General features: G+C 71.1%; 14 protein-coding genes. 12 read left to right on the plus strand and 2 right to left on the minus strand.

Features of this window, described 5'->3' with window-relative positions:
* Window positions 1-91: 91 nt before the first annotated feature.
* The 8 genes from ruvC to relA all read left to right on the plus strand — a co-directional run bounded on the left by ruvC (window position 92) and on the right by relA (window position 9392).
* On the plus strand, window positions 92-631 hold the full coding sequence (ruvC, locus tag MTQ10_RS00525) for a crossover junction endodeoxyribonuclease RuvC (RefSeq protein WP_247461029.1): 540 nt from the start codon (window positions 92-94) through the stop codon (window positions 629-631).
* Entirely contained in the window at window positions 628-1233 is a 606-nt protein-coding gene (gene ruvA / locus MTQ10_RS00530) for a Holliday junction branch migration protein RuvA (RefSeq protein WP_247461031.1), read from the plus strand. The genes ruvC and ruvA overlap by 4 nt, the downstream gene beginning before the upstream one ends.
* A gap of 102 nt (window positions 1234-1335) precedes the next feature.
* Window positions 1336-2409 carry a Holliday junction branch migration DNA helicase RuvB gene (ruvB, locus tag MTQ10_RS00535; RefSeq protein WP_247461033.1) on the plus strand — a complete coding sequence of 358 codons (1074 nt, stop codon included), beginning with the start codon at window positions 1336-1338 and terminating at the stop codon, window positions 2407-2409.
* 176 nt (window positions 2410-2585) lie between these two features.
* On the plus strand, window positions 2586-3095 hold the full coding sequence (yajC, locus tag MTQ10_RS00540; protein ID WP_308404524.1) for a preprotein translocase subunit YajC: 510 nt from the start codon (window positions 2586-2588) through the stop codon (window positions 3093-3095).
* 128 nt (window positions 3096-3223) lie between these two features.
* On the plus strand, window positions 3224-5029 hold the full coding sequence (secD, locus tag MTQ10_RS00545; RefSeq protein ID WP_247461035.1) for a protein translocase subunit SecD: 1806 nt from the start codon (window positions 3224-3226) through the stop codon (window positions 5027-5029).
* 1 nt (window position 5030) lies between these two features.
* Entirely contained in the window at window positions 5031-6134 is a 1104-nt protein-coding gene (gene secF, locus MTQ10_RS00550) for a protein translocase subunit SecF (protein ID WP_247461037.1), read from the plus strand.
* Window positions 6131-6679 (plus strand): adenine phosphoribosyltransferase, encoded by a 549-nt coding sequence (locus MTQ10_RS00555; RefSeq protein ID WP_247461039.1) that lies wholly within the window; start codon window positions 6131-6133, stop codon window positions 6677-6679. Before secF ends, MTQ10_RS00555 begins: the two co-directional genes overlap by 4 nt.
* A gap of 178 nt (window positions 6680-6857) precedes the next feature.
* The gene (relA, locus tag MTQ10_RS00560) at window positions 6858-9392 is read left to right on the plus strand and encodes a GTP pyrophosphokinase (protein WP_247461041.1); all 2535 of its coding nucleotides are present in this window, start codon (window positions 6858-6860) and stop codon (window positions 9390-9392) included.
* A 99-nt stretch (window positions 9393-9491) separates the two neighbouring features.
* On the opposite strand, the gene MTQ10_RS00565 is transcribed toward relA, so the two are convergent.
* On the minus strand, window positions 9492-10721 hold the full coding sequence (locus MTQ10_RS00565) for a DUF349 domain-containing protein (RefSeq protein WP_247461043.1): 1230 nt from the start codon (window positions 10719-10721) through the stop codon (window positions 9492-9494).
* 188 nt (window positions 10722-10909) lie between these two features.
* Window positions 10910-11737, minus strand: a complete 828-nt coding sequence (locus MTQ10_RS00570) for a peptidylprolyl isomerase (protein ID WP_247461045.1) — start codon at window positions 11735-11737, stop codon at window positions 10910-10912.
* 179 nt (window positions 11738-11916) lie between these two features.
* Here MTQ10_RS00570 and MTQ10_RS00575 point away from each other — a divergent pair, with 179 nt between their 5' ends.
* The 4 genes from MTQ10_RS00575 (at window position 11917) to MTQ10_RS00590 (ending at window position 16183) form a co-directional block, all read left to right on the plus strand.
* Window positions 11917-12624, plus strand: a complete 708-nt coding sequence (locus MTQ10_RS00575) for an MBL fold metallo-hydrolase (RefSeq protein WP_247461047.1) — start codon at window positions 11917-11919, stop codon at window positions 12622-12624.
* 13 nt (window positions 12625-12637) lie between these two features.
* The gene (hisS, locus tag MTQ10_RS00580) at window positions 12638-13900 is read left to right on the plus strand and encodes a histidine--tRNA ligase (RefSeq protein WP_247461049.1); all 1263 of its coding nucleotides are present in this window, start codon (window positions 12638-12640) and stop codon (window positions 13898-13900) included.
* Window positions 13901-14099: 199 nt separating this feature from the next.
* Window positions 14100-14762: a vitamin K epoxide reductase family protein gene (locus MTQ10_RS00585; RefSeq protein ID WP_247461051.1), complete on the plus strand. Its 663-nt coding sequence runs from the start codon at window positions 14100-14102 to the stop codon at window positions 14760-14762.
* 65 nt (window positions 14763-14827) lie between these two features.
* Window positions 14828-16183 carry a replication-associated recombination protein A gene (locus MTQ10_RS00590; RefSeq protein WP_247461053.1) on the plus strand — a complete coding sequence of 452 codons (1356 nt, stop codon included), beginning with the start codon at window positions 14828-14830 and terminating at the stop codon, window positions 16181-16183.
* Window positions 16184-16265 lie beyond the last annotated feature (82 nt).

Here is a 16265-nt window from a genome sequence, read left to right on the forward strand (position 1 = left end):
GCCTGCACGAACAGACGATCGTGAGGCGACCGGCGGCCACCGGCGCCGCCCGGCCGGCGGTGACCGGCGGAGGACGTGAGGGAGGGGCGCGGTGCGCGTACTGGGGGTGGACCCCGGACTGACCCGGTGCGGGGTCGGCGTGGTCGAGGGGGTCGCGGGCCGCCCGCTCACCATGCTCGGCGTCGGGGTCGTCCGCACCCCCGCGGACGCCGACCTCAGCCACCGGCTCCTCGCTGTCGAACAGGGCATCGAGGAATGGCTGGACGAGCACCGCCCGGAGTTCGTCGCCGTCGAACGCGTCTTCAGCCAGCACAATGTGCGCACCGTCATGGGCACCGCCCAGGCCAGCGCCGTCGCCATGCTGTGCGCCGCCCGCCGCGGCATCCCCGTCGCCCTGCACACCCCCAGCGAGGTCAAAGCCGCCGTCACCGGCAGCGGTCGCGCGGAGAAGGCGCAGGTGGGCGCCATGGTCACCCGGCTGCTGCGGCTCTCCGCGCCGCCCAGGCCGGCCGACGCCGCCGACGCGCTCGCCCTCGCCATCTGCCACATCTGGCGCGCCCCCGCCCAGAACCGGCTCCAACAGGCCGTCGCCCGCCACACCGCCCACGCACCGAAAGGCCGTACGGCATGATCGCCTTCGTCAGCGGCACCGTCGCCGCGCTCGCCCCCGACTCCGCGGTGGTGGAGGTCGGCGGCGTCGGCATGTCCGTCCAGTGCACCCCGGACACCCTGTCGCAGCTCCGCGTCGGACAGCCCGCCAGACTCCACACCTCCCTGGTCGTGCGCGAGGACTCCCTCACGCTGTACGGCTTCGCCGACGACGACGCACGCCAGGTCTTCGAGCTGCTCCAGACCGCGAGCGGCGTCGGCCCCCGCCTCGCCCAGGCGATGCTCGCCGTGCACACCCCGGACGCGCTGCGCCGCGCCGTCGCCACCGGCGACGAGAAAGCCCTCACCGCCGTCCCCGGCATCGGCAAGAAAGGCGCCCAGAAGCTGCTCCTCGAACTGAGGGACCGGCTCGGCGCGCCCGTCGGCAGCCCCGCCGTCGGCGCCCCGGTCTCCCAGGGCTGGCGCGACCAGCTGCACGCCGCCCTCATCGGCCTGGGGTACGCCACCAGGGAGGCCGACGAGGCCGTCGCCGCCGTCGCCCCGCAGGCCGAGGCCGCCGGCGGCACCCCGCAGATCGGGCAGCTGCTGAAGGCCGCCCTGCAGACCCTCAACCGCGCCCGCTGACGCCGCGCGGGCCCGCACGCCCGCCGGGGCGGCACCGGCCCCGCCGACCGGCCGCCGCCCTCCCCGCAAGACCGCCGCCCCCGACAGCCGAAGGCACATCACATGAACTGGGACGACACGACCGACACCGCCGCCGGACCGGAGCGGCTCGTCGGTGCGTCCGCCGACCGGGAGGACCAGGCCGTCGAAGCGGCCCTGCGCCCCAAGGACCTGGGCGAGTTCATCGGCCAGGAGAAGGTCCGCGAACAGCTCGACCTCGTCCTGCGCGCCGCCCGCGCCCGCGGCGCCACCGCCGACCACGTGCTGCTCTCCGGCGCCCCCGGCCTCGGCAAGACCACCCTCTCCATGATCATCGCCGCGGAGATGGGCGCCCCCATCCGTATCACCTCCGGCCCGGCCATCCAGCACGCCGGCGACCTCGCCGCGATCCTGTCCTCCCTCCAGGAGGGCGAGGTCCTCTTCCTCGACGAGATCCACCGCATGTCGCGGCCCGCCGAGGAGATGCTGTACATGGCCATGGAGGACTTCCGCGTCGACGTCATCGTCGGCAAGGGCCCCGGCGCCACCGCCATCCCCCTGGAGCTGCCCCCGTTCACCCTGGTCGGCGCCACCACCCGGGCCGGCCTGCTGCCGCCCCCGCTGCGCGACCGCTTCGGCTTCACCGCGCACATGGAGTTCTACGAACCGGCCGAACTGCAACGCGTCATCCACCGCTCCGCCGGCCTCCTCGACGTCGAGATCGAGCCGGACGGCGCCGCCGAGATCGCCGGCCGCTCCCGCGGCACGCCCCGCATCGCCAACCGCCTGCTGCGCCGCGTCCGCGACTACGCGCAGGTCAAGGCCGACGGCGTGATCACCCGTGAGATCGCCGCCGCAGCCCTCGCCGTGTACGAGGTGGACGCCCGCGGTCTGGACCGCCTGGACCGGGCCGTCCTGGAGGCCCTGCTGAAGCTGTTCGGCGGCGGCCCCGTCGGCCTGTCCACGCTGGCCGTCGCCGTGGGGGAGGAGCGCGAGACCGTCGAGGAGGTCGCCGAGCCGTTCCTCGTCCGCGAGGGCCTCCTCGCCCGCACCCCGCGCGGCCGCGTGGCCACCCCGGCGGCCTGGGCCCACCTCGGACTCACCCCGCCCCGGCCGCAGACCTCGGGAAACGGACAACAGGACCTGTTCGGGGCGTGATGCATCCGTGACGGGGCGGTATTGGCCGGGTCAGGAACCCAGGTGCCATGCTGAGCGTTGTTCCTTGCGCGCGGACTCGCTTAGACTCCGCCGATGCCGCCCATGCGGGCGGCGCCGACCCACCCCCATCCACCAGGCCGCCCCCCGTCGCGGTCGTGCGAAGGAAAATTCGTCCCGTGAATAGCCTCGTGACCCTCCTCCCGTTCATCGTGCTCATCGGGGCCATGTTCCTGATGACCCGCTCGGCCAAGCGCAAGCAGCAGCAGGCCGCGGACATGCGGAACCAGATGCAGCCCGGCTCCGGTGTCCGCACCATCGGGGGCATGTACGCCACGGTCAAGGAGGTCAACGAGGACACGGTCCTCCTCGACGCCGGCCCCGGCGTCGAGCTCCTCTTCGCCAAGAACGCGATCGGCGCCGTCCTGACCGACGACGAGTACAACCGCATCGTCCACGGCATCGAGCACGACCTGAAGTCCGACTCCGACGTCGTCCCGGACGACGCCTCCTCCCTCACCGAGACCGACGAGCCCGCCGACGCTGCCGCCGCCTCCGACGCCCCGTCCGTCGACCTCGGCAAGAAGGACGAGGCCGACCAGGCCGACGAGCCGTCCGAGGACGCCGAGGCCGTCAAGGCCGACGCGGAGGAGCCGAAGAAGACCGACGGCGGCACCGACGCGAAGTAGTCACGCGCCGCGGCGCGCGGGCCGGTCCCGCGCGCCGCGCGACGTGTGCTTCTCGCGGGGGGTCCCCATCCATGTCATGGCCGCCGCGCCCGAGGGGCGCGGGGCGGCCCGAGAGGGAGTACGAGAAGGTGGCAGCACCTAAAAAGGGCCGGAGCGCGAGCGCCCAGAGCAAGCCCTGGCGCTCGCTGGCCCTGATCCTGATCGCCATCGCGGCGCTCACCGGAGGAATGTTCTGGTCGGGGAACACCACCCCCCGCCTCGGCATCGACCTCGCCGGCGGCACCAGCATCACGCTGCGCGCGGTCCCCGAGGCCGGCCAGGAAGGCGCGATCAACAAGACCAACATGGACACCGCGGTCGACATCATGAACCGCCGTGTCAACGGGCTCGGCGTCTCCGAGGCCGAGGTCCAGACCCAGGGCGATCGCAACATCATCGTCAACATTCCCAAGGGCACCAACTCCAAGGAAGCCCGGGAACAGGTCGGCACCACCGCCAAGCTGTACTTCCGCCCGGTCATCGCCACCGAGATCTCCGAGCCGGCCGCCCCCACCCCGAGCCCCAGCGCCTCGGGCAGCGGATCGCCGTCCCCCTCGGCCTCGGCGACCGGCAAGGGCGACAAGAGCGACCAGAGCGACAAGGACAAGGCGACCTCGTCCACCGCGCCCTCGGCGACCGCCACCTCGCAGGGCCGCGCCGTCACCGACGCCCTCAAGGCCGACCCCACCCCCAGCGGCTCCGCCTCCGGCAGCCCGAAGGCCTCCGCCACGCCGACCCCGTCCGCGAGCGGCGGCGCCTCCGGCGACACGCCCGACGCCAAGGTCCAGGCCCAGTACGCGGCGCTGAACTGCGCCGACGAGAAGGACCGCGCCACCGCCGGCAAGGGCGCCAAGCCCACCGACACCACCGTCGCCTGCGGCCAGAACTCGCAGGGCCTGTGGCAGAAGTACATCCTCGGCCCCGCTGCGGTCGACGGCACCGACGTGAAGAAGGCGCAGGCCGTCTTCAACACGCAGGGCGCCGCCGGCTGGACCGTGACCATGGAGTTCACCGGCAAGGGCGCCAAGAAGTTCGGCGACATCACCGGCAAGCTGGCCCAGCAGCCGTCCCCGCAGAACCAGTTCGCGATCGTCCTGGACGGCGAGGTCGTCTCCGACCCGTACGTCAACCAGGCGCTCACCGGCGGCAGCGCCGAGATCTCCGGCAGGTTCGACCAGGAGGAGGCCCAGAGCCTCGCCAACATGCTGTCGTACGGCGCCCTGCCGCTGACCTTCAAGGAGGACAGCGTCACCACGGTGACCGCGGCCCTCGGCGGTGAGCAGCTGCACGCCGGTCTCGTCGCCGGCGCCATCGGCCTCGCACTCGTCGTGATCTACCTGCTGGTCTACTACCGAGGCCTGTCCTTCATCGCGATCCTGTCGCTGCTGGTCTCCGCCGCGCTCACCTACGTGATCATGTCGCTGCTCGGCCCGGCCATCGGCTTCGCGCTGAACCTGCCGGCGGTCTGCGGCGCCATCGTCGCCATCGGTATCACCGCCGACTCGTTCATCGTCTACTTCGAACGCATCCGGGACGAGATCCGCGAGGGCCGCTCGCTGCGCCCCGCCGTCGAGCGGGCCTGGCCGCGCGCCCGGCGCACCATTCTCGTCTCCGACTTCGTCTCGTTCCTCGCCGCCGCGGTGCTCTTCGTCGTCACCGTGGGCAAGGTGCAGGGCTTCGCCTTCACGCTGGGCCTGACCACCCTGCTCGACGTGGTCGTGGTCTTCCTGTTCACCAAGCCGCTGATGACGATCATGGCGCGCAGGAAGTTCTACGCGAGCGGCCACCGCTGGTCCGGTCTGGACCCGAAGGCGCTGGGCGCCAAGCCGCCGCTGCGCAGCACGCGCCGTCGCCCCACCCCGCCCGCCGGCTCCGTCGACCCGAAGGAGGCGTGAGATGTCGAAGCTCGGCACCCTCGGCGCCCGACTCCACCGCGGCGAGGTCGGGTACGACTTCGTCGGCAACCGCAAAATCTGGTACGGCATCTCGATCCTGATCACCATCACGGCCGTCCTCGGCCTGGCGGTGCGCGGCCTGAACATGGGCATCGAGTTCCAGGGCGGCGCCGTCTTCACCACCCCCAAGAAGACGAACGTGTCGGTCTCCCAGGCGGAGACGTACGCGGAGGACGCCTCCGGGCACGACGCGATCGTCCAGCAGCTCGGCGACGGCAGCCTGCGCATCCAGGTCGCCGGCATCGACACGGACAAGGCCGACCAGATCAAGGACAAGCTCGCCGACGACCTGAAGGTCGACGCCGAGAAGATCAACGCCGAACTGGTCGGCCCCAGCTGGGGCGAGCAGATCGCCAACAAGGCCTGGCAGGGCCTGGCGATCTTCATGATCCTGGTCGTGATCTACCTGGCGATCGCCTTCGAGTGGCGGATGGCAGTCGCCGCGCTCGTCGCGCTGATCCACGACATCACCATCACCACCGGTATCTACGCCCTCGTCGGCTTCGAGGTCACACCGGGCACGGTGATCGGTCTGCTCACCATCCTCGGCTACTCGCTCTACGACACGGTCGTCGTCTTCGACAGCCTCAAGGAGCAGACGAAGGACATCACCAAGCAGACCCGCTGGACCTACAGCGAGGTCGCCAACCGCTCCATCAACGGCACCCTGGTCCGCTCCATCAACACCACGGTGGTCGCACTGCTGCCGGTCGCGGGCCTGCTGTTCATCGGTGGCGGTGTCCTCGGCGCGGGCATGCTCAACGACATCTCGCTCTCCCTGTTCGTCGGTCTCGCCGCCGGCGCCTACTCCTCGATCTTCATCGCCACCCCGCTCGTCGCCGACCTCAAGGAGCGCGAGCCGGCCATGAAGGCCCTGAAGAAGCGAGTCCTGGCCAAGCGCGCCCAGGCCGCCGCCGGGGAGGAGCCGCCCGGCGGACGCGGCGACGACACGGCGGAGGACGCCACCCCCGCGGTCGTCGGACCCCGCACCCAGCCCGCCGCCCGTGGCCGGGGCCGTGGCCGACCCTCCGGGAAGCGCCGATGACCGAGACCCGCGACCTCGCCACGCTGCTGCTCAGCCGCATCCGTGACGTGGCGGACTACCCGGAGCCGGGCGTGATGTTCAAGGACATCACCCCGCTCCTGGCGGACCCCGAGGCGTTCACGGCGCTGACCGACGCGTTCGCGGGCATCGCCGAGCGCACCGGCGCCACCAAGGTCGTCGGCCTGGAAGCCCGGGGCTTCATCCTCGGCGCCCCCGTCGCCGTCCGCGCCGGCCTCGGCTTCGTCCCCGTCCGCAAGGCGGGCAAGCTCCCCGGCGCCACCCTCAGCCAGGCCTACGACCTGGAGTACGGCTCCGCGGAGATCGAGGTGCACGCCGAGGACCTCTGCGGCGACGACCGCGTCCTGGTCGTCGACGACGTGCTCGCCACCGGCGGCACCGCCGAGGCCTCCCTCCAGCTCATCCACCGCGCGGGCGCCCGGGTCGCGGGTGTCGCCGTACTGATGGAGCTGAGCTTCCTCGACGGCCGCGCCCGCCTGGAGGCCGCCCTGCGGGGAGCGCCGCTGGAATCGCTGATCACCGTCTGACGCGCGCCGCATCACGCACCGTGAGGGGCGGGTGCCGGAGGAATCCGGCATCCGCCCCTCGTGTTGTGCGGGTGAACGGTCCTCACAGTGGCCTGAAGGCGATCCCTGAGCCCAGGATCGCTACCATGGGGTTTCCGGAGCCTGACCGGGGGACCCGGATCGCGCACGAGGAGTCCTCTTGCCAGACGAGGCCCAGCACCTGACCGCCGCCAAGCCCGAGTCCGCCTCGGCCGCGGCGGCAAAGCCCGCGCCGAACGCACCGCACGCCAAGAACGACACGCGCGGGCCGATCGAACACGCCCCGTCCGCGCCCGCGGAGCGCCCCGCCGCCGACCAGGCGCGCCCCAAACCGGCCCCTCCGGAGCGTGCCGTGCCCGCGGTCCGGCCCAACGTCGGCCAGCCCGCCCGCAGCGGATCCTCCAACCGCGTCCGCGCCCGCCTCGCCCGCCTCGGCGTGCAGCGCGCCAACCCGTACAACCCGGTCCTGGAGCCGCTGCTGCGCATAGTCCGCAGCAACGACCCCAAGATCGAGACGGCGACGCTGCGCCAGATCGAACGCGCCTACCAGGTCGCCGAGCGCTGGCACCGAGGCCAGAAGCGCAAGAGCGGCGACCCGTACATCACGCACCCCCTCGCGGTGACCACGATCCTGGCCGAGCTGGGCATGGATCCGGCCACCCTCATGGCGGGCCTGCTGCACGACACCGTCGAGGACACCGAGTACGGCCTGGAGGACCTGCGCCGCGACTTCGGCGACGTCGTCGCCCTCCTCGTCGACGGCGTCACCAAGCTCGACAAGGTCAAGTTCGGTGAGGCCGCGCAGGCGGAGACCGTCCGCAAGATGGTCGTGGCGATGGCCAAGGACCCCCGCGTCCTGGTCATCAAGCTTGCCGACCGCCTGCACAACATGCGCACCATGCGCTACCTCAAGCGGGAGAAGCAGGAGAAGAAGGCGCGCGAGACCCTGGAGATCTACGCGCCGCTCGCCCACCGCCTGGGCATGAACACCATCAAGTGGGAGCTGGAGGACCTCGCCTTCGCGATCCTCTACCCCAAGATGTACGACGAGATCGTCCGCCTGGTGGCCGAGCGCGCCCCCAAGCGGGACGAGTATCTGGCCAAGGTGATCGACGAGGTCCAGTCCGACCTGCGCGCCGCCCGTATCCGCGCCACCGTCACCGGCCGCCCGAAGCACTACTACAGCGTCTACCAGAAGATGATCGTCCGCGGCCGTGACTTCGCGGAGATCTACGACCTGGTCGGCATCCGCGTCCTGGTGGACACCGTCCGCGACTGCTACGCGGCGCTGGGCACCGTCCACGCCCGCTGGAACCCCGTTCCCGGGCGGTTCAAGGACTACATCGCGATGCCCAAGTTCAACATGTACCAGTCGCTGCACACGACGGTCATCGGGCCCAGCGGCAAACCGGTCGAACTGCAGATCCGCACCTTCGACATGCACCGCCGCGCCGAGTACGGCATCGCGGCGCACTGGAAGTACAAGCAGGACGCCGTCGCCGGCGCCTCCAAGGTCCGCACCGACGCCCCGAAGACGTCCGGCAAGGACAAGGACGCCATCAACGACATGGCGTGGCTGCGGCAGCTGCTGGACTGGCAGAAGGAGACCGAGGACCCCGGCGAGTTCCTGGAGTCCCTGCGCTTCGACCTGTCCCGCAACGAGGTCTTCGTCTTCACCCCCAAGGGCGATGTGATCGCCCTGCCCGCCGGTGCCACCCCGGTGGACTTCGCGTACGCCGTCCACACCGAGGTCGGCCACCGCACGATAGGGGCACGGGTCAACGGCAGACTCGTCCCGCTGGAGTCCACCCTCGACAACGGCGACTTGGTGGAGGTCTTCACCTCCAAGGCACCCGGCGCCGGCCCGTCCCGCGACTGGCTCGGCTTCGTCAAGTCGCCGCGCGCCCGCAACAAGATCCGCGCCTGGTTCTCCAAGGAGCGCCGCGACGAGGCGATCGAGCACGGCAAGGACGCCATCGTCCGCGCCATGCGCAAGCAGAACCTGCCGATCCAGCGCATCCTCACCGGCGACTCCCTGGTCACCCTCGCGCACGAGATGCGCTACGCGGACATCTCCGCGCTGTACGCGGCGATCGGCGAGGGCCATGTCTCCGCGCAGAACATCGTGCAGAAGCTGGTGCAGGCGCTCGGCGGCGAGGAGGCGGCCACCGAGGAGATCGACGAGGCGGTCCCGCCGGCCCGCGGCCGCGGCCGCAAGCGGCGCAGCAGCCAGGACCCCGGCGTCGTCGTCAAGGGCGTCGACGACGTGTGGGTCAAGCTGGCCCGCTGCTGCACGCCCGTGCCCGGCGACCCGATCATCGGTTTCGTCACCCGCGGCAGCGGCGTGTCCGTGCACCGCAGCGACTGCGTCAACGTGGAGTCACTGTCCCGCGAGCCTGAGCGCATCCTGGACGTCGAGTGGGCGCCCACCCAGTCGTCGGTGTTCCTCGTCGCCATCCAGGTCGAGGCCCTGGACCGCTCCCGTCTGCTGTCCGACGTCACCCGCGTCCTGTCCGACCAGCACGTCAACATCCTCTCCGCGGCCGTGCAGACCTCCCGCGACCGGGTCGCCACCTCCCGCTTCACCTTCGAGATGGGCGACCCCAAGCATCTCGGTCACGTCCTGAAGGCGGTGCGCGGCGTGGAGGGCGTGTACGACGTCTACCGCGTGACGTCCGCCCGCAGGCCGTCGTAGCCCCCGGCCCTCACCGAGGCCGGCCGGCCCGGCAGGACACGCGAGAGCCCCCGTACAGCGGCTGTACGGGGGCTCCGACGCGTGACGGGACGGGCGGGGTCAGCCGCCGAACTCCTGAAGGCCCTTGAGCGCCTGGTCCAGCAGCGCCTGGCGGCCCTCCAGCTCACGCTCCAGCTTCTCCGCCTTCGCGGTGTTGCCCTGGGCGCGTGCCTGCTCGATCTGGCCCTTCAGCTTGTCCACGGCCGCTTGCAGCTGACCGGTCAGCCCCTCGGCACGCGCGCGTGCCTCCGGGTTGGTCCGGCGCCACTCGGCCTCCTCGGCCTCCTGGATCGCCCGCTCCACGGCGTGCATCCGGCCCTCGACCTTCGGCCGGGCGTCCCGCGGCACATGGCCGATGGCCTCCCAGCGCTCGTTGATCGACCGGAACGCGGCCCGTGCGGCCTTCAGATCCGTGATCGGAAGGAGCTTCTCGGCTTCCTCGGCCAGCTCCTCCTTCAGCTTCAGATTCTCGGCCTGCTCCGCGTCACGCTCGGCGAACACCGCGCTGCGGGCCGCGAAGAACACGTCCTGGGCGCCGCGGAAGCGGTTCCACAGGTCGTCCTCGTGCTCGCGCTGCGCCCGGCCCGCCGCCTTCCACTCGGCCATCAGCTCGCGGTACCGCGCAGCCGTCGGACCCCAGTCCGTCGAGTCCGACAGCGCCTCCGCCTCGGCGACCAGCCGCTCCTTGATCCGGCGGGCCTCCTCCCGCTGCGCGTCCAGCTGCGCGAAGTGCGCCTTGCGCCGCTTGGAGAACGCCGACCGGGCATGCGAGAAGCGGTGCCACAGCTCGTCGTCGGACTTGCGGTCCAGCCGGGGCAGACCCTTCCAGGTGTCCACCAGCGCCCGCAGCCGCTCACCGGCCGCCCGCCACTGATCGGACCGGGCCAGCTCCTCGGCCTCGGCCACCAGCGCCTCCTTGGCCCGGCGTGCCTCGTCCGACTGCTTCGCCCGCTGCGCCTTGCGCTCCTCACGGCGCTTCTCGACGGTCTCGACGAGCTTGTCCAGCCGGACCCGCAGCGCGTCCAGGTCGCCGACCGCGTGGTGCGCGTCCACCTGTTCACGCAGATGGCCGATCGCGGTCATGGCGTCCTTCGCCGACAGGTCTGTGGTCTGCACGCGCTTCTCGAGGAGGCCGATCTCCACAACCAGGCCCTCGTACTTGCGCTCGAAGTAGGCCAGTGCCTCGTCGGGAGAGCCGGCCTGCCAGGAACCGACGACCTTCTCGCCGTCGGCCGTACGCACGTACACGGTCCCCGTCTCGTCGACGCGGCCCCACGGGTCGCTGCTCACAGCGCCTCCTCCACATGATGCCTGCGGGGGGCCTCAGCTCCCCCGGGCATCGTCCACAGTTTCGTCACCGCCAACATAGGCGACCAGCGGGTTCCCTGTCCGCATCCAGCGCGACCGAAATTTCGCCGCCGGCCACGGAAGACGCCGGTGAGGGCCCCACGAGGCACCGCGAGGCCCGGCCGCCGGTGTCAGGACTTCGTCACGGTCGCCTTGTCGATCACCACGGTCGCGTTCGGTGCCGTGTTGCCCGTCGTCGGGTCGGCGGCCTGGGCGCCCGCCGACGCGATCTTCTTCAGCACCTTCATGCCCGCCTCGGAAACCGTACCGAACGGGGTGTAGCTCGGCGGGAGCTGGCTGTCCTGGTAGACGAGGAAGAACTGGCTGCCGCCCGTGTGCGGCTGACCCGTGTTGGCCATCGCCACCGTGCCCGCCGGGTACACGTCGCCCTTCAGGCTGCTGTCCTTCAGGTTCTCGTCGGGGATCGTGTAGCCGGGGCCGCCGGTGCCGGTGCCCGTCGGGTCACCGCACTGCAGCACGTAGATGCCGGTGTCGGTGAGCCGGTGGCACTTGGTGTGGTCGAAGTACCCCTTGCCGGCGAGGAAGTTGAACGAGTTGACGGTGTGCGGCGCCGCCGACGTCTTCAGCGCGATGTCGATGTCACCGCACGTCGTCTCCAGCTTCATCGTGTACTTCGCCGACTTGTCGATGGTCATGGCCGGTTCCTTCGACCACTTCTCCGACTTGACCGCGCCCGCCGCCGGCTTGCCGCACGGGTCGGACACCTTGCTCGCCGACGCGCTCGGCGTGACCTCCGCGCTCGCGTTGGTCTTGTCGTCGTCACCCTTGAAGGCGTCCGTCGTGTACAGGGCGACACTGCCGACCAGAACCACGCCGAGCACGGACGCGATCACCGCGTTGCGCGTGCGCGCCTTGCGCCGTGCCTCGGTGCGCCGCTGCTGCTGCCGCAAGAACTTCTCCCGGGCGAGCTGACGCCGCCGCTGCTCCTGGCTGACCACCGGGTTTACTCCTCAATGCGTCTCGTTCGTCGACTGGGGCGCGTGCGTCAGTTGAGCCGATCGCCTGCGTGTGCCCCGTACCGTATATGGGTTCGCTGAGGAATCGGCACCGCCGGTAGGCTCTGACAGCAGCCACAGCCGACCGGAACCACCCCGAACCGACACACCGAAGGACGATCGTGCTCATTGCCGGGTTCCCCGCCGGGGCCTGGGGGACGAACTGCTATCTCGTCGCCCCCGCCGCCGGTGAGGAGTGCGTGATCATCGACCCGGGCCACCAGGCGGCCCCCGGAGTCGAGGAGACGCTGAAGAAGCATCGGCTCAAGCCCGTCGCCGTCGTCCTCACCCACGGCCACATCGACCATGTGGCCTCGGTCGTCCCCGTCTGCGGTGCCCACGGCGTACCGGCCTGGATCCACCCCGACGACCGGTACATGATGAGCGACCCCGAGAAGGCGCTCGGCCGGTCCATCGGCATGCCGCTCCTGGGCGAGCTGACCGTGGGGGAGCCGGACGACGTGCGGGAGCTGTCCGACGGCACCGAGCTGGACCTGGCGGGCCTGCGCTTCTCCGTCGCCCATGCACCGGGCCATACCAAGGGGTCGGTGACCTTCAGGATGCCCGAGGCCGGCGACGTCCCGCCGGTGTTCTTCTCCGGGGACCTGCTGTTCGCCGGCTCCATCGGACGCACCGACCTGCCGGGGGGCTCCATGGAGGACATGCTCGAGTCGCTGGCCCGTGTGTGCCTGCCGCTCGACGACTCCACCGTGGTGCTGTCCGGCCACGGCCCCCAGACGACCATCGGCCGCGAGCGCGCCACCAACCCCTATCTGCGGCAGGTGGCCGCCGGCCAGGGAGCGCCCGCCGCTCCCCGACGAGGAATGTGACGAGAGACCTTCCGTGAGCACCTTCAAGGCCCCCAAGGGCACCTACGACCTGATCCCGCCCGAGTCCGCGAAGTACCTGGCGGTCCGTGAGGCGATCGCCGCCCCGCTGCTCTCCTCCGGCTACGGCTACATCGAGACGCCCGGCTTCGAGAACGTCGAGCTGTTCGCGCGCGGTGTCGGCGAGTCCACCGACATCGTCACCAAGGAGATGTACGCCTTCGAGACCAAGGGCGGCGACAAGCTCGCCCTGCGCCCCGAGGGCACCGCCTCCGTGCTGCGCGCCACCCTGGAGGCCAACCTCCACAAGGCGGGCAACCTGCCGGTCAAGCTGTGGTACTCCGGCTCCTACTACCGCTACGAGCGCCCGCAGAAAGGCCGCTACCGCCACTTCTCCCAGGTCGGCGCCGAGGCGATCGGCGCGGAGGACCCCGCGCTCGACGCCGAGCTGATCATCCTCGCCGACCAGGCCTACCGCTCGCTGGGCCTGCGACAGTTCCGCATCCTGCTCAACAGCCTCGGCGACAAGCAGTGCCGCCCCGTCTACCGGCAGGCCCTCCAGGAGTTCCTGCGCGGGCTCGACCTCGACGAGGACACCGTGCGCCGCGCCGAGATCAACCCGCTGCGCGTCCTCGACGACAAGCGGCCCGAGGTGCAGAAGCAGCTCGCGGACGCCCCGCTGCTGCGCGACCACCTGTGCGACGCCTGCAAGGCGTACCACGAGGAGGTCCGCGAGCTGCTCATGGCCGCCGGCGTCGCCTTCGAGGACGACCCGAAGCTGGTGCGCGGCCTGGACTACTACACCCGCACCACCTTCGAGTTCGTCCACGACGGCCTCGGCTCGCAGTCCGCGGTCGGCGGCGGCGGCCGGTACGACGGGCTGTCCGAGATGATCGGCGGCCCCGAACTGCCGTCCGTCGGCTGGGCCCTCGGCGTCGACCGCACCGTCCTCGCCCTCCAGGCCGAAGGCGTGGAACTGGACATCCCCGCGACGACCAGCGTCTACGCCGTCCCGCTCGGCGAGGAGGCCCGCCGGGTGCTGTTCGCCAAGGTCACCGAGCTGCGCAAGCTCGGGATCGCCGCGGACTTCGCCTACGGCGGCAAGGGCCTGAAGGGCTCGATGAAGAACGCCAACCGCAGCGGCGCCCGCTACACGATCGTCGCCGGTGAGCGGGACCTCGCCGAGGGTGTCGTCCAGCTCAAGGACATGGAGTCCGGCGAACAGATCCCCGTCGGCGTCAACGAGATCGTCGCGGAGCTGGAGTCCCGGCTCGGCTGAACGCGCGCGTGCAGGGCGCCGGTTGCCTCCCCGGAGGCACCGGCGCCCCGCTGTATCACGGACCTTGTCCGGAACCGAGCGTTCTTCCCCCTCCGTACGTACGTCCTTATGTGAAGCGAACGGTGCGTGCACAGGCCGGTACGGCACAATGGCCCCTGCCCGAAGAAGGTCCAACTCTCAAGCAGACGGAATCGGCGTGATGAGCAAGACGACAGTCAAGGACGTCTCCACGGAGCCCGAACCGCAGCGCGCCCAGGCCGACGCCGGGCCGAGGACGGAGGGCGGCAGCCGGGCCTTCGCCCTCATGCTGGTCATCACCGGCGCCGCCGGGCTGCTCGCCGCGTGGGTCATCACGATCGACAAGTTCAAGCTGCTCGAAGCCAAGGTCGAGGGCAAGACCTTCACGCCCGCGTGCAGCCTCAACCCGGTCGTCTCCTGCGGCAACGTCATGCAGTCCGACCAGGCCTCCGTGTTCGGCTTCCCCAACCCGATGCTCGGCCTCGTGTGCTACGGCATCGTCATCTGCGTCGGCATGAGCCTGCTCGCCCGGGCCCGCTTCCCGCGCTGGTACTGGCTCACCTTCAACGCCGGCACCCTCTTCGGCGTCTGCTTCTGCGCATGGCTGATGTTCCAGTCGCTGTACCGCATCAACGCGCTGTGCCTGTGGTGCTCGCTGGCCTGGTGCGCGACGATCATCATGTTCTGGTACGTGACCTCGTTCAACGTCCGCAACGACTTCCTGCCCGCCCCGCGCTGGCTCAAGAGCTTCTTCGGCGAGTTCACCTGGGTCATGCCCGTGCTGCACATCGGCATCATCGGCATGCTGGTCCTGACCCGCTGGTGGGACTTCTGGACGAGCTGACCGGCGGACCGCACCCGGCCGGCGGCCGGGGCGGCACTGTCAGTGGTGTGTCTTAGGGTTTCGGTGTGGAGCCCGACCTGTTCACCGCAGCCGCCGAAGAACGCCAGGAGAAGGACCCGACCGCCAGCCCCCTCGCGGTCCGGATGCGCCCGCGCACCCTCGACGAGGTCGTGGGGCAGCAGCACCTGCTCAAGCCGGGCTCACCGCTGCGCAGACTGGTCGGCGAGGGCGCCAAGGGCCCGGCCGGACCGTCCTCGGTGATCCTCTGGGGCCCGCCCGGCACCGGCAAGACCACCCTCGCCTACGTCGTCTCCAAGGCCACCAACAAGCGCTTCGTCGAACTGTCGGCGATCACCGCCGGCGTCAAGGAGGTCCGCGCGGTCATCGACGGCGCCCGCCGCGCCAGCGGGGGGTACGGGCAGGAGACCGTCCTCTTCCTCGACGAGATCCACCGCTTCAGCAAGGCCCAGCAGGACTCCCTGCTGCCCGCCGTGGAGAACCGCTGGGTCACCCTCATCGCCGCCACCACCGAGAACCCGTACTTCTCGGTCATCTCCCCGCTGCTGTCCCGCTCCCTGCTGCTCACCCTGGAACCCCTCACCGACGACGACGTCCGGGGCCTGCTGCGCCGCGCCCTCACCGACGAGCGCGGCCTGAAGGGGGCCGTCGCCCTCCCCGAGGACACCGAGGACCATCTGCTGCGCATCGCCGGCGGTGACGCCCGCCGCGCCCTGACTGCGCTGGAGGCCGCCGCCGGGGCCGCTCTCGACAAGGGCGAGAGCGAGATCGCCCTCGCCACCCTGGAGGCCACCGTCGACCGGGCGGCGGTGAAGTACGACCGTGACGGCGACCAGCACTACGACGTCGCCAGCGCCCTGATCAAGTCGATCCGCGGCTCCGACGTCGACGCCGCCCTGCACTACCTGGCCCGCATGATCGAGGCCGGCGAGGACCCCCGCTTCATCGCCCGCCGGCTGATGATCTCCGCCAGCGAGGACATCGGCCTGGCCGACCCCAACGCCCTGCCCATCGCGGTCGCCGCCGCGCAGGCCGTCGCCATGATCGGCTTCCCCGAGGCCGCCCTCACCCTCAGCCACGCCACCATCGCCCTCGCCCTGGCGCCCAAGTCCAACGCGGCCACCACCGCGATCGGCGCCGCCCTGGACGACGTACGCAAAGGCCTGGCGGGCCCGGTCCCGCCGCATCTGCGCGACGGGCACTACAAGGGCGCCGCCAAGCTCGGCCACGCCCAGGGCTACGTCTATCCGCACGACCTGCCCGAGGGCATCGCCGCCCAGCAGTACGCGCCCGACGCCCTCAAGGACCGCGAGTACTACACCCCCACCCGGCACGGCGCCGAGGCGCGGTACGCGGACGCCGTCGAATGGACCCGCAGGCACCTCGGTCGCAGACCGTCGTGAGCACCCTGTAGACTGCCCCGAAGTGCTGTGTCCCGTGCTGTCAGAGCGGGACGGCCAGCCGGAACCCCCCGCGGGTTCCAGG

The organism is Streptomyces sp. XM83C (assembly GCF_023072675.1).
GTDB classification, from domain to species: Bacteria; Actinomycetota; Actinomycetes; order Streptomycetales; family Streptomycetaceae; genus Streptomyces; species Streptomyces thermocoprophilus.